At 72.6% G+C, this 24,408-nt stretch carries 22 protein-coding genes and 1 pseudogene; 12 read left to right on the forward strand and 11 right to left on the reverse strand.

What is annotated here, in order from left to right; genetic code table 11:
* Window positions 1-16: 16 nt before the first annotated feature.
* Complete coding sequence (locus tag VIW71_RS06020) at window positions 17-724, reverse strand: RDD family protein (protein WP_331620932.1); 708 nt, start codon at window positions 722-724, stop codon at window positions 17-19.
* Window positions 725-889: 165 nt separating this feature from the next.
* On the opposite strand from VIW71_RS06020, the gene VIW71_RS06025 reads away from it, so the two are divergent.
* The 4 genes from VIW71_RS06025 to VIW71_RS06040 all read left to right on the forward strand — a co-directional run bounded on the left by VIW71_RS06025 (window position 890) and on the right by VIW71_RS06040 (window position 4,525).
* On the forward strand, window positions 890-1,753 hold the full coding sequence (locus tag VIW71_RS06025; protein WP_331620934.1) for a bifunctional methylenetetrahydrofolate dehydrogenase/methenyltetrahydrofolate cyclohydrolase: 864 nt from the start codon (window positions 890-892) through the stop codon (window positions 1,751-1,753).
* Window positions 1,743-2,153: a DUF3017 domain-containing protein gene (locus tag VIW71_RS06030; RefSeq protein WP_331620935.1), complete on the forward strand. Its 411-nt coding sequence runs from the start codon at window positions 1,743-1,745 to the stop codon at window positions 2,151-2,153. The genes VIW71_RS06025 and VIW71_RS06030 overlap by 11 nt, the downstream gene beginning before the upstream one ends.
* Window positions 2,154-2,525: 372 nt before the next feature.
* Window positions 2,526-3,383 carry a helix-turn-helix domain-containing protein gene (locus tag VIW71_RS06035; RefSeq protein WP_331620936.1) on the forward strand — a complete coding sequence of 286 codons (858 nt, stop codon included), beginning with the start codon at window positions 2,526-2,528 and terminating at the stop codon, window positions 3,381-3,383.
* Window positions 3,384-3,535: 152 nt separating this feature from the next.
* Complete coding sequence (locus VIW71_RS06040; RefSeq protein ID WP_331620937.1) at window positions 3,536-4,525, forward strand: malate dehydrogenase; 990 nt, start codon at window positions 3,536-3,538, stop codon at window positions 4,523-4,525.
* Between the two features lie 97 nt (window positions 4,526-4,622).
* Here VIW71_RS06040 and rocD read toward each other — a convergent pair whose 3' ends face one another.
* The gene (gene rocD, locus VIW71_RS06045) at window positions 4,623-5,822 is read right to left on the reverse strand and encodes an ornithine--oxo-acid transaminase (protein ID WP_331620965.1); all 1,200 of its coding nucleotides are present in this window, start codon (window positions 5,820-5,822) and stop codon (window positions 4,623-4,625) included.
* A gap of 270 nt (window positions 5,823-6,092) precedes the next feature.
* Between rocD and trpS the strand changes: the two genes are divergently transcribed.
* The 3 genes and pseudogenes from trpS to VIW71_RS06060 form a co-directional block, all read left to right on the forward strand.
* Window positions 6,093-7,106: a tryptophan--tRNA ligase gene (trpS, locus tag VIW71_RS06050; protein WP_331620938.1), complete on the forward strand. Its 1,014-nt coding sequence runs from the start codon at window positions 6,093-6,095 to the stop codon at window positions 7,104-7,106.
* Between the two features lie 162 nt (window positions 7,107-7,268).
* On the forward strand, window positions 7,269-7,841 hold the full coding sequence (locus VIW71_RS06055) for a 2'-5' RNA ligase family protein (RefSeq protein ID WP_331620939.1): 573 nt from the start codon (window positions 7,269-7,271) through the stop codon (window positions 7,839-7,841).
* 99 nt (window positions 7,842-7,940) lie between these two features.
* Window positions 7,941-8,876: pseudogene (locus tag VIW71_RS06060) on the forward strand (YihY/virulence factor BrkB family protein); the annotation flags it as partial.
* A gap of 55 nt (window positions 8,877-8,931) precedes the next feature.
* Here the strand turns inward: VIW71_RS06060 and VIW71_RS06065 are convergent.
* Window positions 8,932-10,335 (reverse strand): D-alanyl-D-alanine carboxypeptidase family protein, encoded by a 1,404-nt coding sequence (locus VIW71_RS06065; protein WP_331620966.1) that lies wholly within the window; start codon window positions 10,333-10,335, stop codon window positions 8,932-8,934.
* Between the two features lie 123 nt (window positions 10,336-10,458).
* Between VIW71_RS06065 and VIW71_RS06070 the strand changes: the two genes are divergently transcribed.
* Window positions 10,459-10,764: an SCO4848 family membrane protein gene (locus VIW71_RS06070; protein WP_331620940.1), complete on the forward strand. Its 306-nt coding sequence runs from the start codon at window positions 10,459-10,461 to the stop codon at window positions 10,762-10,764.
* A gap of 207 nt (window positions 10,765-10,971) precedes the next feature.
* On the opposite strand, the gene VIW71_RS06075 is transcribed toward VIW71_RS06070, so the two are convergent.
* Window positions 10,972-13,197: an MMPL family transporter gene (locus tag VIW71_RS06075; protein ID WP_331620967.1), complete on the reverse strand. Its 2,226-nt coding sequence runs from the start codon at window positions 13,195-13,197 to the stop codon at window positions 10,972-10,974.
* A gap of 174 nt (window positions 13,198-13,371) precedes the next feature.
* On the opposite strand from VIW71_RS06075, the gene VIW71_RS06080 reads away from it, so the two are divergent.
* Both VIW71_RS06080 and VIW71_RS06085 read left to right on the forward strand, forming a co-directional pair.
* Window positions 13,372-14,199, forward strand: a complete 828-nt coding sequence (locus VIW71_RS06080; RefSeq protein WP_414720673.1) for a response regulator transcription factor — start codon at window positions 13,372-13,374, stop codon at window positions 14,197-14,199.
* Window positions 14,196-15,743, forward strand: a complete 1,548-nt coding sequence (locus VIW71_RS06085) for a sensor histidine kinase (RefSeq protein ID WP_331620941.1) — start codon at window positions 14,196-14,198, stop codon at window positions 15,741-15,743. Before VIW71_RS06080 ends, VIW71_RS06085 begins: the two co-directional genes overlap by 4 nt.
* Window positions 15,744-15,909: 166 nt before the next feature.
* On the opposite strand, the gene VIW71_RS06090 is transcribed toward VIW71_RS06085, so the two are convergent.
* The 6 genes from VIW71_RS06090 to VIW71_RS06115 all read right to left on the reverse strand — a co-directional run bounded on the left by VIW71_RS06090 (window position 15,910) and on the right by VIW71_RS06115 (window position 21,274).
* Window positions 15,910-16,695 carry a succinate dehydrogenase iron-sulfur subunit gene (locus tag VIW71_RS06090; protein WP_331620942.1) on the reverse strand — a complete coding sequence of 262 codons (786 nt, stop codon included), beginning with the start codon at window positions 16,693-16,695 and terminating at the stop codon, window positions 15,910-15,912.
* On the reverse strand, window positions 16,695-18,449 hold the full coding sequence (gene sdhA, locus VIW71_RS06095; RefSeq protein ID WP_331620943.1) for a succinate dehydrogenase flavoprotein subunit: 1,755 nt from the start codon (window positions 18,447-18,449) through the stop codon (window positions 16,695-16,697). Before sdhA ends, VIW71_RS06090 begins: the two co-directional genes overlap by 1 nt.
* Before the next feature lie 62 nt (window positions 18,450-18,511).
* Complete coding sequence (locus VIW71_RS06100) at window positions 18,512-19,009, reverse strand: succinate dehydrogenase hydrophobic membrane anchor subunit (RefSeq protein WP_331620944.1); 498 nt, start codon at window positions 19,007-19,009, stop codon at window positions 18,512-18,514.
* A 7-nt stretch (window positions 19,010-19,016) separates the two neighbouring features.
* On the reverse strand, window positions 19,017-19,397 hold the full coding sequence (gene sdhC, locus VIW71_RS06105; protein WP_331620945.1) for a succinate dehydrogenase, cytochrome b556 subunit: 381 nt from the start codon (window positions 19,395-19,397) through the stop codon (window positions 19,017-19,019).
* 50 nt (window positions 19,398-19,447) lie between these two features.
* The gene (locus tag VIW71_RS06110) at window positions 19,448-20,035 is read right to left on the reverse strand and encodes a 2-oxo-4-hydroxy-4-carboxy-5-ureidoimidazoline decarboxylase (protein ID WP_414720674.1); all 588 of its coding nucleotides are present in this window, start codon (window positions 20,033-20,035) and stop codon (window positions 19,448-19,450) included.
* Between the two features lie 420 nt (window positions 20,036-20,455).
* Complete coding sequence (locus VIW71_RS06115; RefSeq protein WP_331620946.1) at window positions 20,456-21,274, reverse strand: DUF4253 domain-containing protein; 819 nt, start codon at window positions 21,272-21,274, stop codon at window positions 20,456-20,458.
* A gap of 160 nt (window positions 21,275-21,434) precedes the next feature.
* Between VIW71_RS06115 and VIW71_RS06120 the strand changes: the two genes are divergently transcribed.
* Together VIW71_RS06120 and VIW71_RS06125 are read left to right on the forward strand one after the other, a co-directional pair.
* Complete coding sequence (locus VIW71_RS06120) at window positions 21,435-22,046, forward strand: RNA polymerase sigma factor (protein ID WP_331620947.1); 612 nt, start codon at window positions 21,435-21,437, stop codon at window positions 22,044-22,046.
* A gap of 138 nt (window positions 22,047-22,184) precedes the next feature.
* Window positions 22,185-23,144, forward strand: coding sequence for a hypothetical protein (locus VIW71_RS06125; RefSeq protein ID WP_331620948.1), 960 nt, complete (start codon window positions 22,185-22,187; stop codon window positions 23,142-23,144).
* 373 nt (window positions 23,145-23,517) lie between these two features.
* Here VIW71_RS06125 and VIW71_RS06130 read toward each other — a convergent pair whose 3' ends face one another.
* Window positions 23,518-24,405 (reverse strand): L,D-transpeptidase family protein, encoded by an 888-nt coding sequence (locus VIW71_RS06130; RefSeq protein ID WP_331620949.1) that lies wholly within the window; start codon window positions 24,403-24,405, stop codon window positions 23,518-23,520.
* Window positions 24,406-24,408 lie beyond the last annotated feature (3 nt).

Raw genomic sequence — 24,408 nt, forward strand, 5'->3', positions numbered from 1 at the left:
CGCGTCCGCGCTCTCGTCAGCTCTGGTCCTTGATCACGACCGTGCGCACCAGTTTGTCGGCGAACGTCTGCTTCTTGCCGTCCCACAGCGGCCACAGGTAACCCAGGCCGCAGGGGAGGGAGTCCAGGGCGTGCAGCAGGCGGCGGCCGAAGGCGCGGCCGAAGCCGAGGGTGGAGCCGTCGTGCTCGCGCAGCAGCCGGATACCGGCGATCCGCTTGCCGGGGGTCTGGCCGGTGGCGCCCTCCCGGTAGCACAGGAACAGGCCGATCACGAAGGAGAGCAGCAAGCCGATGGCTATCAGGGTGAACGCGCTGCCGGGGTAGTCGGGGGTCGGGCAGTCCGCGATGTCGATGCCGAGCCGGTCGCACTCGTCCTGCCGGTCCACCAGTTTCTTGGCCATCTGCGCGTATCCCGCGATGGTCAGGCCCGTCGGCACCAGCATGAAGATCAGCCAGTCGAGCAGGGTGGCGCCCACCCGGGCACCCCAGCTCGCCAGCGGCGGCATCCCCGGCGGCAGACCGCCCTGCGGGTAGCCGTACGGGTTCGGGTAGCCGGGCTGCTGCGGGTAGCCGGGGTACATCCCGGGCTGGGCGTACGGATTCTGGCCGTACGCGGGCGGCTGCTGCGGATATCCGTACGGAGCCTGCGGCGGTTGCGGTTGGTGCGGCGGTTGGTGCGGCTGCGGCGGACCATCGTAGGGACCGGGGCCGGGAGGCTGGCTCACGTGCGGATTCCTTAGCGGCGGACGGTTTTTCAGCGGACCCGGCACATCGTGGGGCCGCGCGTGGCCGGTGCGCAAGGGACAAAGTCGCGCGGCCCACTGTCCGCCGGATTCTCCGGTGTGCGGGCGGATTGGTCGGCCGCGGGCCCGATCCGCGAGTATGGGGACATGACCGCCCAGATTCTCGATGGCAAGGCCACCTCCGCAGCGATCAAGTCCGAACTGACCGAGCGCGTCCAGGCGCTCAGGGCCCGCGGGGTCGCCCCGGGCCTGGGCACCCTGCTGGTCGGCGACGACCCGGGCAGCCGGTGGTACGTGGCCGGCAAGCACCGCGACTGCGCGCAGGTGGGCATCGGCTCCATCCAGCGCGAACTGCCGGACACCGCGACGCAGGAGGAGATCGAGGCGGTGGTCCGCGAGCTCAACGAGAACCCGGAGTGCACCGGCTACATCGTGCAGCTGCCGCTGCCCAAGGGCATCGACACCAACCGGGTGCTGGAGCTGATGGACCCGGCCAAGGACGCGGACGGGCTGCACCCGACGAACCTCGGCCGCCTGGTGCTCAACGAGACCGGCCCGCTGCCCTGCACGCCCAACGGCATCGTGGAACTGCTGCGGCGGCACGGTGTGGAGATCAACGGCGCCCATGTGGTGGTGGTCGGGCGCGGCATCACGGTCGGCCGGTCGATCGGGCTGCTGCTGACCCGTAAGTCGGAGAACGCCACGGTGACCCTGTGCCACACCGGCACCCGGGACCTGTCGGCCCAGTTGCGGCGTGCGGACATCGTCGTGGCGGCGGCGGGCGTGCCGCACATCGTCAAGCCGGAGGACGTGAAGCCGGGCGCGGCCGTGCTGGACGTCGGCGTCAGCCGGGACGAGCACGGGAAGATCGTCGGCGACGTGCACCCCGGTGTGGCCGAGGTCGCCGGGTGGCTGTCGCCGAATCCGGGCGGCGTGGGGCCGATGACCCGCGCGCTGCTGCTGCAGAACGTGGTGGAGGCGGCCGAGCGGGCGGCGGGCCATGCCGGCTGACACGGCGGGGGGGCGTGAGCACGGCGGGCGGCCCGCCGTCACCCGGAGCACCGCGCGGCCCGAGGGCGGCGGCCGGGCGGCCGGCCCCGCCGCGCCCGCACCCGCCCGCCAGTGGCCGATCCTGCTGGTCGTCGCGGGTACGGCGATCGGTCTGATCGTCACCGCGGCCGGCGCGTTCCGGGCCGGGACGATCGTGGTGGGCGTCTCACTGCTGGGCGGCGCGGTGCTGCGCTGGGCGGTGCCGGCGGTCGGCATGCTCGCGGTCCGCAGCAGGTTCACCGACGTGATCACGTACGGCGTCCTCGGCCTCGCCATCGTGCTGCTTGCGCTGATGGCACAACCCGACCCGCTGATACGGATCCCCTTCCTGGAAGACGTGATCCACTTCGGGGTCCGCTGAGCTGCACTGCGCCGGCTGATCCGGTTGTGCCTCGTCGGGGGCGCCGGAGGTTGTGCGGTGCGGGTTGAGCCGGGTGTGCCCCGGCAGGGGCGCGGGGAACTGCGCGACCAACCCCCACCGGGCCGCGGCCGGGAACGACCGGAACCCCACTCGGCGGGGCTCGGCGCGCTGCCGGGCGCCGCATGCGTGGTGGCCGAGCACGCCTCATATCCCTGCGGGGCACCCCGCACCGGAACCGCCCGCGCAGCGCATAGCACCTCGAATGCGTCTTTACCCGCTCTGTCCGGAAAATCGTCCGCGCCGGACGCGGACGCTCTAGCGTGGCCTCGGCGCCGCAACCGACCAGGCGGCGCGGGTGGGAGGGGCAGCACGATGGGGCAGTGGGAGCCGCTGGCGGAAGGCATACCGGTGGATGTGCGCCGGCTCGCCACGCAGTTGCGCCGGATGAAGGACCGCAGCGGGCTGACCGTACCGGCCCTGGCCGCGCGCACCGCCGAGCCGGCGGAGACGTGGTCCCGCGCGCTGGCCGGCCGGCACCTGCCGCCGCTGGCCGCGGTGGAGGTACTGGCGCAGGCCAGCGGCGCGGACTACGACCGGGTCGCCGCGCTGTGGCACCTGGCGGAGGTGGCCGGGAAGGGCGCCACCGGGAGGGCGGAGCGCCGCGGCCGCAAGCCCCTGCCGTCTCCCGATCCGCTCGATCCGCTCGGGCCCGAGGAGGGCGTGCCGGCCGGGCGGCGGGGATTCCTGCTGCTGGCCGCGGTGGGGGTGGTGGCCGCGGCGGCGCTGGCCGGGGTGATGCTCACAGCGGGGGCGAGTACGGGGCGGGCACCGGTCCCGCCGGGTGCCGCGCCGACGTTCTCGGTGGCGGACACGCCGTCCGCGCCGGGGGGCGCCTCGCCGTCCTCCCCGGACGCCGGCACGTCCCGGGCGGCGGCGCCCGGCGGTCCCGCAGCCGGGCGGGCGACGCCGGACCGGGCGCCGTCGCGAGCTCGCCCGGTGCCGTCCTCCTCGCTGTCCCCGACCGCCTCCGTGGCGCCGGACGAGCGTGCCACCGTCACGCCGACCGGCACGGCGTCCGCGCCGCCGTCGTCGTCCCCGTCGCCCCGGCCTTCCCCGTCGTCGCCTTCGTCCCTCCCGCTGTCGCCGTCGTCGCCCGCGAGCCCGACGGCGGGACCCATCCGTCCCGGCCCGTGCGTGGACGTGATCATCATCGGCGTGTGCCTCGGGTGACCCGGCCCACACGACCGGGCCGCTATCGTGCGGCGCGCCGCGCGATAGCCTGACGGGTGGTTCTCTGCGGCGCCGATGAGAACCATGTGAAGGGCCGCTCGGGCCACTGCCGGGGCGACCAGCTACCCGCAGGAAAAGGCCAGGAGAAGGCAATGACTCGCACCCCCGTCACCGTCACCGTCACCGGAGCGGCCGGCCAGATCGGCTACGCCCTCCTCTTCCGTATCGCGGCGGGCCACCTGCTCGGCGCGGACGTGCCGCTCACGCTCCGGCTGCTGGAGATCCCGCAGGGGCTCAAGGCCGCCGAGGGCACCGCCATGGAGCTGGACGACGCCGCCTTCCCGCTGCTGCGCGGCATCGACATCACGGACGACCCGAACGTGGCGTTCGACGGCACGAACGTCGCGCTGCTGGTCGGCGCCCGGCCGCGCACGGCGGGCATGGAGCGCGGCGACCTGCTCTCCGCGAACGGCGGCATCTTCAAGCCGCAGGGCAAGGCGATCAACGACCACGCGGCGGACGACATCAAGGTGCTGGTGGTCGGCAACCCCGCGAACACCAATGCGCTCATCGCGCAGTCCGCGGCGCCCGACGTACCGGCCGAGCGGTTCACCGCGATGACCCGCCTGGACCACAACCGGGCCGTCGCGCAGCTGGCGAAGAGGACCGGCGCGCAGGTCTCGGAGATCCAGAAGGTCACCATCTGGGGCAACCACTCGGCGACCCAGTACCCGGACATCTTCCACGCGGAGGTCGCGGGCAAGAACGCGGCGGAGCTCGTCGACGACGAGACCTGGCTCGCCGAGACCTTCATTCCGACCGTCGCCAAGCGCGGCGCGGCGATCATCGAGGCCCGCGGCGCCTCCTCGGCCGCGTCCGCCGCCTCCGCCGCCCTGGACCACGTCCACACCTGGGTGAACGGCACCGCCGACGGCGACTGGACCTCCATGGGCATCGTCTCCGACGGCTCCTACGGCGTCCCGGCCGGGCTGATCTCCTCCTTCCCGGTGACCACGAAGGACGGCGCGTACGAGATCGTGCAGGGCCTGGACATCAACGAGTTCTCGCGGCCCCGGATCGACGCCTCGGCGCGGGAGCTGGAGGAGGAGCGCGCGGCGGTGCGGGAGCTGGGCCTGATCTGAGCCCTCGTACGGCCGTGGGCCGCGCTGTCCGGTAAGGGGCTCCGCCAATGAGAACGCGGCGCCCCTTACACGAGACGGGCCTCCTCCGTGAGCGGGACTACACGCCCAGCACCGTACGGAGCTGGTCCAGGCCCCAGTCGAGGTCTTCCTTGGAGATGACCAGCGGCGGGGCGAGGCGGATGGTCGAGCCGTGGGTGTCCTTGGCGAGGACACCGCGGGCCATCAGGCGTTCGGAGACCGCCCGACCGGTACCGAGGGCAGGGGCGATGTCCACGCCGGCCCACAGGCCGCGACCGCGGACCGCGGTGACCGTGCCCGTACCGGTCAGGGAGCCCAGCTCGTGGTGGAGGTGGTCACCGAGTTCCGCCGCCCGCCGCTGGTACTCGCCGGTGGCGAGCATCGCGATCACTTCGAGGCCGACCGCGCAGGCCAGCGGGTTGCCGCCGAAGGTGGAGCCGTGCTCGCCGGGACGGAAGACGCCGAGGACGTCGCGGGAGGAGACCACCGCGGAGACCGGGACGACACCGCCGCCGAGCGCCTTGCCGAGGACGTACACGTCCGGCACGACCCCCTCGTGCTCGCAGGCGAACGTGCGCCCGGTGCGGCCGAGCCCGGACTGGATCTCGTCGGCGATGAAGAGCACCCCGCGCTCGGCGGTGATGCGGCGGACCCCCGCGAGGTAACCGGGCGGCGGGACCAGCACGCCCGCCTCGCCCTGGATGGGCTCCAGGAGCACCGCCACCGTGTCGTCGTCGACCGCCGCCTCGATCGCGGCCAGGTCGCCGTAGGGGACCACGGTGAAGCCGGGGGTGTACGGGCCGTAGTCCGCCCGGGCCTCCGGGTCGGTGGAGAAGCTGATGATCGTCGTCGTGCGGCCGTGGAAGTTGTCCGCGGCGACCACGATGTTCGCCCGCCCGTCGGGCACGCCCTTGACCCGGTATCCCCACTTCCGCGCGGTCTTGATCGCCGTCTCGATCGCCTCCGCCCCGGTGTTCATCGGAAGCACCATCTCCATGCCGCACAGCTCCGCCAGCGCCGTGCAGAAGTCGGCGAACCGGTCGTGGTGGAACGCGCGGGAGGTGAGCGTGACCCGTTCCAGCTGGGCCTTGGCCGCCGCGATCAGCCGCGGGTGGCCATGGCCGAAGTTGAGCGCCGAGTACCCGGCGAGCATGTCGAGGTAGCGGTGCCCCTCGACGTCCGTCATCCACGCGCCCTCCGCGGCGGCGACGACGACCGGCAGCGGATGGTAGTTGTGCGCGCTGTGTGCCTCCGTCGCCGCGATCTGGCGTTCGGTCACACCGGCGGCAGCCGCGCCGGCGGTGGTGGTGGCGTCGGCGCTGTCCGCGGCGGTGCCGGGAATCGTGGTCACGTGCGTAACTCCGTTCGTCGTGCGTCGGGAGGTCCGGGCCTGGAGCGGGCCGGGGTACGGCCCTTTTCTATCGTCGTTTCTATCGTCGCTCGCCCACGTGGGCGCGAAACCCCCCGTGCGAGCGGCTGTACGGACCTGGCGCCGGCCTCGCCGAAGCGGCCGTACGGACCCCGGTGCCGACCTGAGAGAATGGTGGGCATGGCCTCGCTACGTCCTCGTGCGCTCTCCGGCATCCAGCCCACCGCCGGCTCCTTCCACCTCGGCAACTACCTCGGCGCGGTCCGCCAGTACGTGGCGCTGCAAGAGACGCACGACGCGTTCTACATGGTCGTCGACCTGCACGCGATCACCGTGCCGCAGGACCCCGCGGGGCTGCGGGCGAACACCCGGCTGGCCGCCGCGCAGTTGCTCGCCGCGGGCCTGGACCCGGACCGCTGCACGCTCTTCGTGCAGAGCCATGTGCCCGAGCACGCGCAGCTCGCCTGGGTGATGAACTGCCTGACCGGCTTCGGCGAGGCGTCCCGGATGACGCAGTTCAAGGACAAGTCCGCCAAGCAGGGCGCGGACCGGGCCACCGTGGGCCTGTTCACGTACCCGATCCTCCAGGTCGCGGACATCCTGCTGTACCAGGCGGACGCGGTGCCGGTCGGCGAGGACCAGCGGCAGCATGTCGAGCTGACCCGGGACCTCGCCGAGCGCTTCAACACGCGGTTCGGCCGGACCTTCACCGTCCCGGCGCCGCACATCGTGCGGGAAGTGGCCAAGATCTACGACCTCCAGGACCCGAGCGCGAAGATGAGCAAGTCCGCGCCGTCACCGAAGGGCCTGGTCAACCTGCTGGACGAGCCGACCGTCTCGGCGAAGAAGTTCCGCAGCGCGGTGACCGACACCGACACGGTCATCCGGTTCGACGAAGTCAGCAAGCCGGGAGTCAGCAACCTGCTCACCATTCACTCCGCTCTCACGGGTACCGGGATCCCGGAACTGGAGGAGCGGTACGCGGGCAAGGGCTACGGTGCGCTCAAGACCGATCTCGCGGAGATCTTCGTGACGTGGGTCACGCCGTTCCGCGAGCGGACGCAGGAGTATCTGGGAGACCCGGAGACGTTGGACTCTGTTCTGGCCAAGGGAGCCGAGAAGGCGCGGGCCGTCGCCGCGGAGACGCTGGCCGCCGCGTACGACCGGATCGGCTTCCTGGCCGCCAAGCACTGAGGTCCGGGCACGGAGGTGCCGCAACGGCGACCCGGGGTCGTGGGCCCCGGGCGACTGTGACGTACGCCGCTGTCCGGTTCGCCCGGATGCGCGCGACACTGATAAGGGCCCCGCGACCGGGGCCGCCTTCGTGTGACCGACCTGGGGAAAGGGGTGAACGCAGTGGGTGTCACGACGATCGGCGTGTCCCTCGCGGTCCCGGAGCCGTACGGACGGCTGCTCCAGGAGTGGAGAGCGGAGTTCGGGGACCCCGCGGCGCACGCCATTGCCACGCACGTCACCCTGCTGCCGCCGACCGAGGTCGGCCGCGGTGAACTGCCCGCCTTCCGGCGGCACCTCGCCCGGGTGGCCTCGCGTGGGCGGCCGTTCCTCATGCGGTTGCAGGGCACGGACACCTTCCGGCCGCTGTCGCCCGTGGTGTACGTGCGGGTCGCGGAAGGCGCTCCCGCGTGCGCGGAGTTGCAGGAGCGGGTGCGGTCGGGGCCGGTCGAGCGGGAGCTCCAGTTCCCGTACCACCCGCATGTGACGGTCGCCCACGGGATCGGCGAGGCCGCGATGGACCGGGCGCAGGCCGAGCTCACGGGGTTCGCTGCGCAGTGGACGGCCGCGGGGTTCGCGCTCTACGAACAGGGCGGGGACGGAGTGTGGCGGAAGCTGCGGGAGTATCCGTTCGGAGCGGAGGAGCATCCGCTGGTGCCGCAGCAGCCAGGGATACGGGCCGCCTCCCGTCTGTGAACCCGGGGGACCTGTCCCCCGGAGTGCCGCGTTCGGGGCAAGAATGCCCCGAGAGGCGGGGCCTGGAGTGCCTCCGGCGGGGCCGGGTAGCCGAGCCGCATGGACTGGCTGACGCGACTGCCCTGGATCGGCCCGCGGATCGCGGTGCTGCTGCGGACCCACGCCTGGCGGGCGTACGCCCATCTCCAGGCGGTGCACTGGACGCGGCTGGCGGCGGCGATGACGTTCACCAGCTTTCTCTCGCTCTTCCCGCTGATCGCGGTCGCCGCGGCGATCGGTGCCGCCCTGCTCTCGAAGGGGCGGCTCGACACGCTGGAACGGAAGATCTCCGACCAGATCCCCGGCATCTCCGACCAGCTCGACATCGGCGGCCTGGTCGCCAACGCCAGCACGGTCGGTGCGATCGCCGGCGCCGCGCTGCTGCTCACCGGTATCGGCTGGGTCAGCTCGCTGCGGGACTGCCTGCGCGCGGTGTGGGGCAAGGACGACGAGGAACGCAACCCCGTCGTCGGCAAGCTGATGGACGGCGGCGTCCTGCTGGGCCTCGGCGTGGCCGTGCTGATCTCGCTGGGTGCCTCCGGCTTCGCCACCGCCGCCGTCAACTGGACCGCCGACCGCGCCGGCCTCAGCGGCCACGGCCCGGGCCGCCTGCTGCTCACCCTCGTCGGCTTCTGCATCGCCGTGATCGCGAACTTCCTGATCCTCACCTACCTGCTGACGCTGCTGCCCGGTGTCGAGCCGCCGCGTCGCGCGGTCGTCCAGGCCGCCCTCATCGGCGCGGTCGGCTTCGAGCTGCTGAAGGTGCTGTTGAGCGGCTATCTGCAACAGGTGGCGGGCCGGAGCATGTACGGGGCCTTCGGTACGCCGGTCGCGCTGATGCTCTGGCTCAACTTCATGGCGAAGCTGCTGCTGTACTGCGCGGCGTGGACGGCGACGCCGCGGCACGCACCGGAACCGGAACCCGGGCCCGGGCCGGAGCCGGGTCGCGCGGAAGGCCCGCGACCGGAACCGGCAGAACCCGAAGCAGAACGCGAACCGGCCGGCTCGACACTGGCCGGCTCGACACCCGCCCGTCCGGAACTCGCGAAGGTCAGCGCCCCCGCAGACCCCGACCCCGACCCCGACTCCGCTCCCGCTCCCGACCCCGACCCCGCGCACGGGACCGGCCGCGCGACCGCCCCCGCCGGCTCCCACCGGTGGCTGCGGCCAGGCGGCCGGCGCCGGGACCGCCACCGCCAAGAGGACCGGCCCCGGACGGAAGCGGGCGGCGGCGCCGCACGACGAGGATGACCACGCCCAGCAGCAGCGCCGTCCCCGCGGCCAGCCCGACCGCCGTCCACAGCCCGCCCTTCGAGGACGCCGCCGTGGCCACCGCCGCCTCCGCCGGACGCCCCGCGGTCCCCGCCGTCCCCCCGGCCGTCCCGGTCGCCGAGGGCGCCGGACGCGGCAGCTTGCTCAGCGGCGGCACGAGCGTACCGACCGGTCGTACGACGGGCGCGGCCTTGAAACCCCAGTCCAGCAGCGAGGCCGCCTCGCGGTAGACCTGGTCGTGCCCGGGTTCCGGGTTCATCACCGTGACCAGCAACGTCCGCCCGTCGCGCTGCGCGACCCCGGTGAAGGTGGCGCCGGCGTTGGTGGTGTTGCCGTTCTTCACACCCGCTATCCCCGGGTAGCGGTCCAGGCCGTAGTCGCCGCTGAGCAGCCGGTTGGTGTTCTGGATCGCGAAGGACTCCCGTACCTTCGTCGGCCTGCCGTCCCCGTCCCGCTTCCAGTCGCCGGGGAACCGCGCGTCCACCGTGGAGCAGTACGCGCGGAAGTCGGCGTTCTGCAGGCCGTCGCGGGCGACGAGCGTGAGGTCGTACGCGCTGCTGACCTGGCCGGGCTTGTCGTAGCCGTCCGGTGTGACCACCCGGGTGTCGTTCGCCTGCAACTCGTGGGCCCGCGCGTTCATGTCCGCGACGGTCTTGGACACGCCGCCGTTCATGGCGGCGAGTACGTGGACGGCGTCGTTGCCCGAGCGCAGGAAGACGCCGAGCCACAGATCGTGCACCGAGTAGCTGAGGTTCTCCTTTATCCCGACGAGGCTGCTGCCCACGCCCAGGCCCTGCAGTTCGGAGACCGCCACCTTGTGCACGGCCGTCCGCGGGAACCTCGGCAGCACGGTGTCGGCGAACAGCATCTTCAGCGTGCTCGCCGGCGCCAGCCGCCAGTGCGCGTTGTGCGCGGCCAGGACCGCGCCGGTCTCCGCGTCCGCGACGATCCACGACCGCGCGGTCAGCCCGCCCGGCGGCGTCGGCACGCCCGGTGCCACCTCCACCTGCGTGCCGGGCATCCCCAGCCGCTCCCCGCCCACCGTCGACATGCGCGCGGGCGGTCTCGGCGTCCTGGGGTCGCCGGGAGCCGCCGCGGTCGCGGCGCTTCCGGCGAGCACGCTGCCGCCGAGCAGCGCGGTGGTCATGGACACGGCCAGGGCGGAACGGGCGGTGACAGTCATGGGCACCCGCAGAACGTACAGGGCGGACGCCTCCCCGTAAGCACCAGGGGCCCCGGGTGTCCGGGTGGCCCTCGCCCGTAACCCCCCGTCCCGGCCCACGCGCCCCCAGCCCATACTGGACATATGAAGCTCAGCCGCCCCGTCTCCTGGTTCCTCGTCGCCTTCGGCGCGTGGTCCTGGATCGTCTGGACCACCTTCGTCAAGAACCTCTGGAAGGACAGCAGCGGTCTCGCCTTCCACCACGGCGACCACTCCTCCCCGACCGCCTACTTCTGGATCCACCTCACGCTCGCGGTCGTGTCCTTCCTCCTCGGCACCGTGATCGGCCTGCTCGGCGTCCGCAGCCTCCGGACCCTCCGCCGCGAACGCACCCCCGAGAACCCGCCCCGGACCCCCGCCGAGCCCCCCGTGCGCTCCTCGGCGAACTGACGCCCTCTCAGGACGCGCCGCATCGGGGCGGTGCGGCGCGTCTGCGGGGAGGACGGAGCCCTGGGTCAGGGACTTGGCGGCCCCGGCCCCCGGCCCCCCGGCCGGTAGGCGCGGTGGCGCGAGAGGGCGATCACGCGGGGGCCGAAAAAAGGAGCCCGGCTCCGCGGGGGTCGGAGCCGGGCCCGGTCCGGGGCAGGGGAGCGCGGGTCAGCCCGCGCGGCTCCCCGTGCCGGTGAGCCGCAGGTCGTCGTCGCCCGGGGTGCCGCCCGCCGGCGAGTCGTCGGCGGCGGGTTCCACCGCGAGGTGCGGCAGCCGCTTGTCCAGCCAGGACGGCAGCCACCAGTTGGCGGAGCCGACCATGTGCATCAGGGACGGCACCAGGACGGTCCGCAGGACGAACGCGTCCAGCGCGACCGCGCCCGCCAGCCCGATGCCGAACATCGCCAGTACCCGCACACCGCTGAGCACGAAGGCGAAGAAGACGCAGATCATGATCACGGCCGCAGAGTTGATCACCCGGCTGGTCTCGGCGAGCCCGACCCGTACCGCCCGCGCGTTGTCCTTGCTGTGCACCCACTCCTCGTGCATGCGGCTGACCAGGAAGACCTGGTAGTCCATGGAGAGGCCGAAGAGCAGCGACAGCATGATCACCGGCAGGAACGCGTCGATCGGCCCGGCCCGCCCGGCCAGCGAACCGCCCCAGCCCCACTGGAAGATCGCCACCAGCATGCCGAACGAGGCCGCCGCCGCGATCAGGTTCATCACGGCCGCGGTGAGCGGTACGACCAGGCTGCGGAAGGCGATCAGCAGCAGGACGAACCCGAGCACGATGATCACCCCGATGAACAGCGGCAGCTTGCTGAACAGGACGGTCGAGAAGTCCTCCACGATCGCCGTCTGACCGCCGACGTACGCCTGCATCGAGCTGCCCTTCTCGGCCGTCGGCACGACCTCGTCGCGCAGGTGGACGATCAGGTCCGAGGTCGCCTTGTCCTGCGGGGACGTGGTCGGTACGGCGTTGACGAACACGATTCCGTCGGGGTTCTTGATCGGCACCCGGGCCGCGTACGCGATCCCGTCCGTCGACTTCAGATCCGTCACCAGCCGGTCCACGGCGGCCTGGTCGGCGGCGGACGGCGCCTCGGCGAGGATGGTCAGCGGGCCGTTGAAGCCGGGCCCGAAACCGTCCGCGAGCATGTCGAACGACTTGCGTGTCGAGGTCGACGTCGGGTTGTTGCCCTGGTCGGAGGCGCCCAGCCGCAGCGAGAGCGCCGGGATCGACAGGACGGCCATCACGACCACCGCCACTGCGGCGAGCGAGCGCGTGTGCCGCTCCAGGAAGGACGACCAGCGCGCCGCCGCACCGGTCACGGCGGCCTTCCGCGGGCCGTCCGCGGCCATCGCGCGCCGCTGCCGACGGCTGAGGATCCGCATGCCGACCGCGCCCAGCAGAGCGGGCAGCAGCGTGATGGCCGCGGCGACGGTGATCACGACGGTCAGCGCGGAGGCGACCGCGACACCGTTGAGGAAGTTCAGCCGCAGCGTGAACATGCCCAGCAGTGCGATGCACACCGTGCCGCCCGCGAACAGCACCGCGCGCCCGGAGGTGTCGAGCGCGGCGACCGCCGCCTCCTGCGGGGTCTTGCCGCCCACAATGCCCTTACGGTGCCGGGTCACGATGAACAGCGCGTAGTCGATGCCCACGCCGATACCGACCAGGCTCGCCAACTGCGGGGCGAAGTCGGCCACGTTCATCGCGTGGCTGAGCAGGATGATGGCGGACGACGAGATGAAGACCGCGAACAGTGCGGTCACGATCGGCATCAGCATGCCGAACAGCGAGCCGAGCGCCAGGAAGAGCACCACGGCCGCCGCGGCGATCCCGACGGCCTCGGCCAGGCCCGGCAGCGGCTGCTCGGACGCGCTGGGCCGGTTGCCGCCGACCTCGACCGCCAGGCCCTCGGTCTTCGCGGTGTGCGCGGTGTCGATCAGCAGCCTGCCCTGAGCGTCGCTCAGGTCGTTGCCGAGCTTGGTGTACGTCACCGTGGCGTACGCCGTGCGCCCGTCGTCGCTGATCTGCGCGGCGCCGGCCGGCTCGTACGGGCTGACGACCGTACCGACGTCCTTCTGCTGGGCGACCTTCGCCAGCATCGGGTCGATCCGCTGCCGCACCGAGTCGTCCCGCACCGAGCCGGAGTCGACGTGCCACACCACCGTGTCGACCTCACCGGAGCGCTCGGGCACCACCTGTTCCATCAGTTCGAGCACCTTGCTCGACTCGGTGCCCTTGAGCGAGAACGCGTTGGAGTACGCGTCTCCCAGCGTGTTGCCCGCGGCTCCGACGCCCAGCAGCGCCGCCACCCACACCACGATCACCAGCCACTTGTGCTGGAAGCACCATCGCGCCACTGAGGCCACGATCACATCCCCCATCGTTCTTGCGTCGTACGAGACTTCGGCCGCCGTGCTCGGGCGGCCCGGGAGCAGTCCTGACTCCATCAGCCTCCGTGGCCACACCGCCCGGCACCAAGCCGATCGCGTTTCTCTCAAGGAACTCCAAGGTTCGGCCGGGTCAACGCCGGTCGGGGGATGCGGATACTGGTGGGCATGGACGCCGCGAAGGACGCCGCAGCTGTGAACCCCGTCGGGACGGGGCCGGGGAACACCCCCGTGGCCACCGTGCTGATCGTCGAGGACGAACCCGGCATCGCCGACATCCTGCGGATCACCCTGAAGTACAACGGCTTCGCGGTGCACAGCGCGGCGACCGGGCGGGAGGCGGTCGCCGCGGCCCGCGAGCACCGGCCCGACCTCGTACTGCTCGACGTGATGCTGCCGGACGGCAACGGCTGGGAGGTGTGCCGGACGCTGCGCGCGGAGCGCGCGGCGGCCACCCCGCAGGAGGACGACCTGGCGATCATCTTCGTCACCGCGCGGGACGCGCCACGGGACGTGGTGGCCGGTCTCGCACTGGGCGGCGACGACTACATCACCAAGCCGTTCGGCGTGGACGAGGTGGTGGCCCGGGTGCACGCGGTGCTGCGCCGCACCCGCCGCCCGGGCGCCCGGCCGGCGGACCGAATACTGCGCCACGGCGACCTGGAGATGGACGAGGCCACGTACACCGTGCGCCGCGCCGGGCAGCCGGTCGAACTGACACCCACCGAGTACAACCTGCTGCGCCACCTGATGCGGCACGCGGGCCGCGTCCTCACCAAGGAGCAGCTTCTGCAGTACGTGTGGCAGTACGACACCGCCGTGTCGTCCACGGTGGTGGAGACGTACATCTCCTATCTGCGGCGCAAGCTGGACCGGCTCGGACCACCGCTCATCGAGACGCGGCGCGGTATCGGGTACGGGCTGCGCGCGCCGCGGCCGGGCGACCGGCAGGGCCTCGGGCCCGGACCCGAGCCCGGTGCGCAGGCGGCCCGGTGAAGCGGCGGTGCGGGCTGTGGTCGCAACCGCGGTCGCTGCGCGGGCGTTTCACCATCGCCAGCCTGGCCTTTCTCGCCGCCGGCCTGGTGCTCGCCGCCGCGGCCAGCATCGCCGCCACGTACATGGTGCTGATCGGGCAGATGGACGACTCGCTGAAGGCCTCGCAGAAACACCTCGCGCACACTACGCTCTCCGCGGACGGCCTGCGGCAACTGTGCACACTCGCCGACCTGTTGGAGAGCGGCAGGACCGGTACGGGGGACTCGGCGGTCTCCGAGGCATTCCAGCAGGAACTGTTCATCGTGCTGGACCAGCGGGGCCGGCCGGCCGGGGTCTGCCAGGACGAGAGCGCGCCGGTCAGCGCGGAACAGCGGCGGCTGGCCGAGGCGCTGCCCGACCCCGCGCGGCTGGCCCGCACCGGGGACGCGGCCACCGTGAAGTCCGGCTCCAAGGAGTACCGGGTGGTGGCGATCCGGCTCCCGGACGGCTCCTTCGTGGTCAAGGGCATGCGGCTGTCCGGCGTGCAGCACGCCATCGGCAAGCTGCTGATCGTGGAGGCGGCGGTGGGCGTGGTGCTGCTGGCACTGCTCGCCACCGGGTCGCTGACCGCCGCCCGCCGCCGGCTCAGTCCGCTGGAGGACATGGTGGAGACCGCCTCGGCGATCTCCGAGGGCGACCTGTCCCGGCGGATCGGCGCCGCCCGGCACGGCTCCACCGAGGTCGAGCAGCTCAGCACCGCGCTCAACGCGATGCTCCAGCAGATCGAGACCGCGCTGACCGAGAGCGGACGCGCCACTGCCCAGATGCGGCAGTTCCTCGCCGACGCCTCCCACGAACTGCGCACCCCGCTGGCGTCCGTCCGCGGCTACCTCCAGCTCTACGAGAAGGGCATGCTGGACGCCGACGAGCAGGACCGGGCGCTGAGCCGGGTCTCCGCGGAGGCGCTGCGGATGAGCCGCCTGGTGGACGAACTCCTCGCCCTCGCCCGCCTCGACGACCGCCCGGCCCTCACCTTCCGGCCGGTGGACCTGCGCGGCCCGGTACGGGACGCCGCCGCCGACCTGGCCGCGCAGCAGCCGGAACGACCGCTCATCCTGCTGCTGCCGGAGGCCGCCGCCCCCTTCCCGGACGCGCTCGGCGACGAGGCGGGGCTGCGGCAGGTCGTCGGCAATCTGCTCGGCAACGTACGGGTCCACACACCCGCCGGTTCGCCGGTCACCGTGGAGGTCACGGCCGACGGCCCCCACGTGCTGCTGCGGATCGCCGACACCGGGCCCGGGCTCGCTCCGGAGGACGCCGCCCGGGCCTTCGACCGCTTCTTCCGCGCCGCCCCGGACCGGGCCAGGGACACCGGCGGAGCGGGCCTGGGCATGTCCATCGTCCAGGCGGTGGTCCAGGCCCACCACGGGACGGTGACGCTGGACACCTCCCCCGGGACGGGCCTGACCGTCCGCGTGCGGCTCCCGGCCGCGAAAGCCGCTGCGGCTGTGGTGGAGGCGGCTCCCTCCGCCCCCGGAGTGCCGGTGGCCTCAAGAAGCGGGTGATCCGGGTGCGCCCCGACCGGGACGCGGGGAGCCGCGCGACCGGCCATGACGTGTCTGCACCCGGCGGCGGCGCCGGACCGCCGGTCCGGACTCCGCCGTTTCCCGAACCGGGCCGGGCGCGCCGTTCCCCGCACCCCCGCGGGGTGCCCCTCACCGGAGAGAAGTGTCAGAACCGGCGGGTGATGAGGGCCCGCTTCACTTCCTGGATCGCCTTCGTCACCTCGATGCCGCGCGGGCACGCGTCCGTGCAGTTGAAGGTGGTGCGGCAGCGCCAGACGCCGTCCTTGTCGTTGAGGATCTCCAGGCGCTGCTCACCGCCCTCGTCGCGGGAGTCGAAGATGAAGCGGTGGGCGTTGACGATGGCGGCCGGGCCGAAGTACTGGCCGTCGTTCCAGAACACCGGGCAGGACGACGTGCACGCCGCGCACAGGATGCACTTGGTGGTGTCGTCGAAGCGCTCGCGGTCGGCCGCGGACTGGAGCCGTTCCCGGGTGGGCTCGTTGCCCTTGGTGATCAGGAAGGGCATGACGTCGCGGTAGGCCTGGAAGAACGGGTCCATGTCGACCACGAGGTCCTTCAGCACGGTGAGGCCCTTGATGGGCTCGACCGTGATGGGCTTGTCGGGGTTGAGGTCCTTGATCAGGGTCTTGCAGGCCAGGCGGTTGCGGCCGTTGATGCGCATCGCGTCGGAACCGCAGACGCCGTGGGCGCACGACCGGCGGAAGGTCAGCGAACCGTCGATGTCCCACTTGACCTTGTGGAGGGCGTCCAGGACGCGTTCCTTGGGGTCGATCGCAATCCGGTAGTCGACCCACTCCGCCTCGGCCGCGACCTCCGGGTTGAAGCGGCGGACCCGCAACGTGATCGTGATCAGGTGCGACAGGCCGCTCTCGGCGGCGTCCGGCGCGGCCGGGCCGGCCGGCGTGTCCTTGTCGAGCGTCGGGGTGCTCATCAGTACTTACGCTCCATCGGCTGGTAGCGGGTCTGCACGACGGGCTTGTAGTCGAGGCGGATCGACTCGACGCCGTCCGCCCCCACCTCCCGGTAGGCCATCGTGTGCCGCATGAAGTTGACGTCGTCGCGGTGCGGGTAGTCCTCGCGGTAGTGGCCGCCGCGGGACTCCTTGCGGGCGAGGGCGGAGACCGCCATCACCTCGGCCAGGTCGAGCAGGTTGCCCAGCTCGATGGCCTCCAGCAGGTCGGTGTTGAACCGCTTGCCCTTGTCCTGGATGGCGACCCGCCGGTAACGCTCGCGCAGCTCGCCGATCTTCTCCACCGCGGTCTTGATGGTCTGCTCGGTACGGAACACCATCACGTTGGCGTCCATCGTCTCCTGGAGCTCCTTGCGGATGTCCGCCACCCGCTCGTCGCCGTCGGAGTTCCGCAGCCGCTCCACCTGCTCCACGACGGACGCGGCCGGGTCCGCCGGCAGTTCCACGTAGTCGCCGGCGTGCGCGTACTCGGCGGCGGCGATACCGGCCCGGCGGCCGAAGACGTTGATGTCCAGCAGCGAGTTGGTGCCCAGGCGGTTCGCGCCGTGCACGGACACGCAGGCGACCTCGCCGGCCGCGTACAGGCCCGGCACGACCGTGGTGTTGTCCAGCAGCACCTCGCCCTGCACGTTGGTGGGGATGCCGCCCATCGCGTAGTGCGCGGTCGGCTGGATCGGGATCGGGTCGGTGTACGGCTCGATGCCCAGGTAGGTGCGGGCGAACTCGGTGATGTCCGGCAGCTTCGCGTCGAGCTGCTCCGGCGGCAGGTGGGTCAGGTCCAGGTAGACGTGGTCGCCGTCCGGGCCGCAGCCGCGGCCCTCGCGGATCTCGGTGTAGATCGCCCGGGAGACCACGTCACGGGAGGCGAGGTCCTTCATGACCGGCGCGTACTTCTCCATGAAGCGCTCACCGTCCTTGTTGCGGAGGATGCCGCCCTCACCGCGGGCGCCCTCCGTCAGCAGGATGCCCATCCGCCAGATGCCGGTCGGGTGGAACTGGAAGAACTCCATGTCCTCCAGCGGCAGCCCGCGCCGGTACACCGCGGCCTGCCCGTCACCGGTCAGGGTGTGCGCGTTGGAGGTCACCTTGAAGAACTTGCCGGTGCCGCCGGACGCGTAGATCACCGCCTTCGCCTGGAAGACGTGGATCTCGCCGGTCGCCAGTTCGTACGCGACCACGCCCGCCGACCGCTTCACACCGTCGACCTCGGTGAGGAGCTGGTCCAGGACGTAGAACTCGTTGAAGAACTCCACACCCTCCTTGACGCAGTTCTGGTAGAGCGTCTGGAGGATCATGTGACCGGTGCGGTCGGCGGCGTAGCAGGCGCGCCGTACCGCGGCCTCGCCGTGGTTGCGGGTGTGGCCGCCGAACCGGCGCTGGTCGATCCGGCCCTCGGGCGTCCGGTTGAACGGCAGGCCCATCTTCTCCAGGTCCAGGACCGCGTCGATGGCCTCCTTCGCCAGGATCTCCGCGGCGTCCTGGTCGACCAGGTAGTCACCGCCCTTGATCGTGTCGAAGGTGTGCCACTCCCAGTTGTCCTCCTCGACGTTGGCCAGGGCAGCGGCCATACCGCCCTGGGCGGCGCCGGTGTGGGAGCGGGTCGGGTACAGCTTGGTCAGGACGGCGGTGCGGCTGCGCTTGGTGGCCTCGATGGCGGCGCGCATGCCGGCGCCGCCCGCGCCGACGATGACGGTGTCGTACTTGTGGATCTGCATGGGGGGTCGCTTCCCTGTCCAGCCCTGGCTCAGCGCGTGGCTGATCAGCCGATGAGCGGTGCTTAGCGGATGTTCGGGTCGAAGGTGAAGATCACCAGCGAGCCGAGCACGATGGTGAAGGCCACCGCTGTGAACAGCAGCGTCTTGAGCCAGAGGCGGGTGTTCGGCTGCTCGGCGTAGTCGTTGATCACGGTCCGCAGGCCGTTGCCGCCGTGCAGCATCGCCAGCCACAGCATGACCAGGTCCCAGCCCTGCCAGAGCGGCGAGGCCCAGCGGCCCGCGACGAACGCGAAGCCGACCTTGGTGACGCCGCCGTCCAGCACGAGCTGGATCAGCAGGTGGCCCAGGACAAGCACGACCAGCAAGACGCCGGACAGCCGCATGAACAGCCAGCCGTACAGCTCGAAGTTGGTGCGGGTGGACCTCTGAGAACCGGGAGAGCGCTTGGTGCGGGCGCGCGGCGGCTCGATGACCGGGGCCGGGTCGGCCGGGCTGTAGGCGGCGCTGGAGCCGGTCAGCTCCACCGCGTCGACGGGGGTGACGTCAGCGTCAGTTGCCATATGTGGCTCAGCTCCCGAACAGGACTCGTGCGGCGTGGCCGAGGACCGGGTAGACCGCGCCTGCCATCAGCACGATCCACAGGCCCATCACCCACCAGAACATCTGCTTCTGGTAGCGGGGGCCCTGGGTCCAGTAGTCGACCGCGATGATGCGCAGGCCGTTCAGCGCGTGGAAGAGGATCGCGGCGACGAGGCCGTACTCCAGCAGGCTGACGAGGGGTGTTTTGTAGGTTGCGACGACCTTGTCGTAGTCCTCGGGGGAGACCCGTACCAGGGCGGTGTCGAGGACATGGACGAACAGGAAGAAGAAGATGAGGACACCGGTGACTCGGTGAGCCACCCAGGACCACATGCCTTCCCGGCCACGGTAGAGCGTTCCAGCCGGCACGGAAAAAACCCTCCGGGAGCGGTACGAGGGGTGCCGGCTTCGGTGGTCGGTCACGCCCGGCCGGGTACGGTCCACCGGCCCTGTCCATCGTAGCGACGCGATGTCGGCTCCGTACCACCGGGTAGGCGAGGTGTGATCGATCCCGCACGGTCGGGTGCACTGTCCATGACGGAAGCGGACCCGTCGGGCGCCGGCCCGCAGGCCGGGCCGGGTCCCGAACCGCCGGTCAGGCGCAGCAGCCGGGTGCGGCAGATGCGGCGCAAGTGGTCCGCGGTGACCACTGTTTCCTCGTCCTCGTCGTGGCCGAGCCGCTCGCGCAGGCTCGCCAGGGTCACGTCGAGGGCTTCCGCCGGGTCGCGGACGTCCAGCGAGATCACGAAGGCGTGGCCGAATTTCGCCTCGTACGCGGCGTGCGCGGCCCGCAGCGCGGTGTGCACGCGCAGCCCGCCCCGGTCCGGCAGCGCGGTGGTGTCCTCGCCGGCCAGCGCCTCGGCGAGATCGCCCGAGGTCAGGTCGTACGCCGCCTCGTCCGCCGCGGCGAGCAGCGCGTCCACCGTCGGGTACGGCCGGTGCGCCGCCACCCGCCGCGCCCAGCGGTGGCTGCCGCAGCAGGCGCGCAGCGACTCCTCGGCGAGCACGGACGGGGCCCGGTTGAGCAGGCGCAGCCCCTCGGGGGCGGTGTCGCTGGACAGCGGCGGGCTCCTGGGTCAGGGTGCGGCGACCGTACGGGGACTCGTACGGCGCATACGGCGGGGGAGGCCTCAACTGTACGGGCGCGGTGGCGCGGCATGCGTGCGGGTCGCGCGACTTCACTCGAACGGGAATCAAGCCGTTCATACGACCACGCCGCTCGTCCCATCAAGCAGCCAGTGTCGCGTCAGCCGGGGTTCGCCCGTCGGGGAGCGGCGTCCGGCACGGTGCGTCGCACGGCGGAGGGCCGTCCCCACAGTGGGCGCAATGGGCGCAGTGGGCGTAGTGGGCCTGCTCCGACGGTCCCGACAACGCGGCGAGCGTGCGTGCCGGGCACCGCGGGGCAGGCGGGATGTGTCAGACAGGCCCTAGTCCCACCAGAAGGACCAGAGCCGTTCGCCGCGCAGCGCCTCCGCGTAGTCGGGGAACGGGAATGTCCCGTCGTTGAGGTTCGAGGCGCCGGTCAGGACGTGTTCCAGTGCGACGTGCGCCGCGTGCTGCGAGGTGAGCGGCGGCGAGGCGACCGATACGAAGACCGACGAGCCCTCGAAGCCGATGACGCGGGCGCCGAACCGGTCCTCCCAGGTCCGCAGCAGCGCGGAGAGCTCCAGCGCGGGCGCGTCGGCCTCCCAGCCGGCGAGCGCCGGCAGATCTGCCGTGCGGTCGGCCCGTACCAGCGCGACGTGGGCGATGAAACGGGTCGTGAAGTAGTGCAGCATCTGGCCTACCGCGGCCCGCGCCACCGCCTCCGGCGAGGGCCCCGGGTGCGGGTCCGCGGGCGCGGCGAGTCCAGGCCAGGCGCTGAACGGCGGCCCGGGATCGACCAGCAGCGGCGCCATGTCCTCGGGGTCCTCGGGCCAGATCCCGTCGACCGTCGGATGCGGCGGGCACAGCGAGCGGGCCTCGTGGTACGACGACCACGACTCGTGCAGCGAGGCCTCGACGTCCACGTCCTCGATCTCCGCCGGGTCGTGGCCGAGGCCGTTGGCGCACGGCCACGCCATGAGCAGCGGCAACCAGCCGGTCTCGTGCTGCTGCGCCTGGCAGCGGGCCCAGAGCCGGCCCGGCGCCACCACCGGTTCGTCGCTCATCCACAGCCCCGGCGAGGAGCCGGCCACCAGCCGCCCGGGAGGCAGGCCGTCCGGCAGGCGGCGGGGGAGGCCGTCGGGGAGACGATCCACGTGCATGCGGGGTCTCCTCAGCGAACGTATCAGTGCCTTCAGGGTGTTTTCCGGCGTCCGGGTGTGATGACGGCCGGGGGTCGCCTCCCCCCACAGGAGCGTCCCCGGCCGCCGACTTGTACGGCGTATCCCAGACCAAAAGTGTCACCGTCCACGATGAGGCAGGATGGGCGCAGAACGCGAGGGGGTGGGGCCGGACGTGGATCTGGACAGCGCGGTGATCGCGGCGCAGCGCGGCGACGAGACGGCGTTCCGTGTCGTCTACCGAGCCGTGCAGCCGCAGCTCCTGAATTACGTCCGCAGCCTGGTCGGGGCCGCCGACGCGGAGGACGTCGCCTCCGAGGCGTGGCTCCAGATCGCCCGCGACCTGCCCGGCTTCCGCGGCGACGGCGACTCCGTCCGCGGCTGGGCGGCCCGGATCGCCCGCAACCGCGCGCTCGACCACATCCGCGCGCGCAGCCGCCGCCCGGTCTCCGGCGCCGGCGTCGACGAACTCCTCCACCTCCCGGGCCGCGCCGACACGGCCGACGAGGCGCTGGACGCGGTCGCCACCGATCGCGCGCTCGCCGCGATCGCCGCCCTGCCCCGCGAACAGGCCGAGGCCGTCCTGCTCCGCGTCGTCATGGGCCTGGACTCCACCAGCGCGGCCCGCGTCCTCGGCAAACGCGCCGGCTCCGTCCGGATGGCCACGCACCGCGGCCTGCGCCGCCTCGCCGAACTCCTCGAACTCGACGGCCACCACGCGGATGTGACGTTTTCCACGTCGAAGGCGCTGTGAGGAATGGAGAGGAGCGGGTCTCGAGGTGGAGACGGCGAAGAAGCGCCACGGGCAGCCCCGGCCGGGGCGCCGGGCGGTCCTGACGCTTCGGGTGGCGGCGGGCGGGGTCCTCGGACGGGCAGGGCGGAGGGGCCGGACGTGATCGCCGGGTACCCGCCGCGCGGGGGTGCGGGGGAGTGGCTGACCGAGGGGGTGGCGGAGTCGTTGGCGGACGCGGTGGCGGAAGGCCGCGAGGGCGGCGACGTGTCCGCGCGACTGGACTTCGCGGACGAGGACGCCGCACGCTCCGCGGCCCGGCTGGCCGCGCTGCTGGCCGCCGCGCGCGATGCCCGGGAGCCGCTCGACCCGGCCCGTGAGGAAGCCGCCCTGACCGCTTTCCGTGCCGCCCGGTGGGCGCCGCCCCCGCGCCGCCGCTGGTTCCGCCTGCCGGACCGGTCGGGCGGTCGTCGCGGCGGCCCGGCGGTCCTGCCCGTTCCTCGCACGGCGGCGGCCACGCGGATCGGGCGCGACACCGTGGAGCTCGACGGGCTTCGTACGGTGAGAGCACGCCGGGACGGCGATACGGCCGCGGGGGCGGGTGCGGGGGCGCGGCAGGTCGTGGTGGCGGCGCTCGCCTCGGTGCTGACGTTGGGCGTGGTGACCGTGGGGGTGGCCGCGGCCGGGCGGTTGCTGGTACCCGACGGCGAGTCGGGGGCGGGGCCGGCGAGCAGCGTGACGACGGCGGTGTCGCCGGTCCGCCATCCGGCCAGTCACACCGTGGGGCCGCCGGCGTCCAGGGGCACGCCCACCTCCCCGGCGGCGCGGCCCGGCCCCACCCGCACGCCCGAGGTGTCCCGGCCCACGCCCACGCGCACGCCCGACGACCCGCCGACGACGCGCGCGCCCTCGTACAGCCGGGCGTGGTGCCGCGACTACCTGCGCGGCCTCGACGCGCGGACCGCAGCGGGTCCGACGGCCGTGACCACCTACTGCCGGCACCTTCTCTCGTCCGGCACGTCGCAGAGGAAGCGCGGCGATTCCACCGCGAACGGCGATTCCACCGCGAACGAGGACGACGACCGTGGGCAGGAGTCCCAGTGGAGCGACCCTCGCGACTGAGCGCCGGGCGCCCACCGCCGCCCGACGCGGTGACGGCGGCCATCCGGCGGAAGCAGTCCGGGCCGCAGGGGCGCAGGCGGTCCGCCGGAGGGCGGCGGCCCTCGCGGTGCCCGTGAAGCGGGGCATCGCGGGCCGGGAACGGCCACCCGCGGGGGGCGGTGACACTTCCGGGGAGTTGTGCGCTGTAGGTAGTGGGTCGACTGGTCATCGGCCCGGTGGACCCCGGTTCTCCCCGTACCGGGGTCCGCACACAGAGCGCGGCCGGGCGCATTCCCCCTGCCCGGCCGCGCTCATCCCCCCGTGGGGCGGAAGCCGGCGCCCCGCGCAGCGCCTCGGCGGCCCCCGCGCTCATCCCCCCGTGAGCCGGAAGGTCTCACCAGTGGACGACGACCTTGTCGCCGACGTGGACCTGGTCGAAGAGCGAGGCGATCGCCGCCCTGTCGCGGACGTTGACGCAGCCGTGGGAGGCGCCGGCGTAGCCGCGGGCGGCGAAGTCGGCGGAGTAGTGGACGGCCTCCCCGCCGCTGAAGAACATCGCGTACGGCATGGGCGTGTCGTACAGCGTCGAGACGTGGTCACGGCTCTTGAAGGTGACGTGGAACAGGCCCTCGCGGGTCGGCGTGTACTGGGAGCCGAACCGGACGTCCATGCTGGCCAGGACCTTGCCGTCGACCACCCATGACAGCGTCCTGGTGGTCTTGCTGACGCACATGGCGTGCCCGGTCAGGCAGCGCGGGTCGAGTGTGTCGGCCGCCTTGGCGGGCGGCGCCGGGTACATCTCCTGGTGCGTGGGCTGCCGCGTCAGGGACTTCAGCCTGGCCCAGGTGGTCGGGCTGACGCTGCCGGTCCCGGCAGCGTCAGCCAGGCCATGCCGTTCCTGGAAGTCGCGCACCGCGTGCTGGGTGACCGTGCCGTAGTAGCCGGTCGGGGTGCGGCTGAAGAAGCCGAGCTGGCCGAGGCGGGCCTGGAGCTCCCGTACCCGCGCGCTGCTGGACCCCACGGACATCAGCGCGGGCGCCACGGGCGGCGTGCTCGGGGCAGTCGTCGTCGGTACGGGAGTCGGAACGGGAGTCCGGACCGGAGTCGTGGGTACGGGAGTCGTCGGTGGCGCCGTCGTCGGCAGCGGGCTGGGTGTGGCGGTCGGCGTGGGCCCGGCGGACGTCGTCGGCGGCGTGCCCGGCGCCTTGGGGTCGGCTCCTGTGTCCTGCGGCCCGCACGCCGTGAGGACGGCCAGCGCCGCCGCCACCACCGCCACGGTCATCGC

The sequence above is a fragment of the Streptomyces sp. genome, assembly GCF_036524955.1.
Lineage (GTDB): Bacteria > Actinomycetota > Actinomycetes > Streptomycetales > Streptomycetaceae > Actinacidiphila.

Coding starts and splice junctions, on each gene's coding strand:
- VIW71_RS06030 (WP_331620935.1), top strand. CDS start 1,743: ATGCCGGCTGACACGGCGGGGGGGCGTGAGCACGGCGGGCGGCCCGCC.
- trpS (WP_331620938.1), top strand. CDS start 6,093: ATGGCCTCGCTACGTCCTCGTGCGCTCTCCGGCATCCAGCCCACCGCC.
- VIW71_RS06070 (WP_331620940.1), top strand. CDS start 10,459: ATGAAGCTCAGCCGCCCCGTCTCCTGGTTCCTCGTCGCCTTCGGCGCG.
- VIW71_RS06120 (WP_331620947.1), top strand. CDS start 21,435: ATGGGCGCAGAACGCGAGGGGGTGGGGCCGGACGTGGATCTGGACAGC.
- VIW71_RS06035 (WP_331620936.1), top strand. CDS start 2,526: ATGGGGCAGTGGGAGCCGCTGGCGGAAGGCATACCGGTGGATGTGCGC.
- VIW71_RS06090 (WP_331620942.1), bottom strand. CDS start 16,695: ATGAGCACCCCGACGCTCGACAAGGACACGCCGGCCGGCCCGGCCGCG.
- VIW71_RS06100 (WP_331620944.1), bottom strand. CDS start 19,009: ATGGCAACTGACGCTGACGTCACCCCCGTCGACGCGGTGGAGCTGACC.
- VIW71_RS06130 (WP_331620949.1), bottom strand. CDS start 24,405: ATGACCGTGGCGGTGGTGGCGGCGGCGCTGGCCGTCCTCACGGCGTGC.
- VIW71_RS06075 (WP_331620967.1), bottom strand. CDS start 13,197: ATGGGGGATGTGATCGTGGCCTCAGTGGCGCGATGGTGCTTCCAGCAC.
- sdhA (WP_331620943.1), bottom strand. CDS start 18,449: ATGCAGATCCACAAGTACGACACCGTCATCGTCGGCGCGGGCGGCGCC.
- VIW71_RS06115 (WP_331620946.1), bottom strand. CDS start 21,274: ATGCACGTGGATCGTCTCCCCGACGGCCTCCCCCGCCGCCTGCCGGAC.
- VIW71_RS06080 (WP_414720673.1), top strand. CDS start 13,372: ATGGACGCCGCGAAGGACGCCGCAGCTGTGAACCCCGTCGGGACGGGG.
- VIW71_RS06040 (WP_331620937.1), top strand. CDS start 3,536: ATGACTCGCACCCCCGTCACCGTCACCGTCACCGGAGCGGCCGGCCAG.
- VIW71_RS06025 (WP_331620934.1), top strand. CDS start 890: ATGACCGCCCAGATTCTCGATGGCAAGGCCACCTCCGCAGCGATCAAG.
- VIW71_RS06065 (WP_331620966.1), bottom strand. CDS start 10,335: ATGACTGTCACCGCCCGTTCCGCCCTGGCCGTGTCCATGACCACCGCG.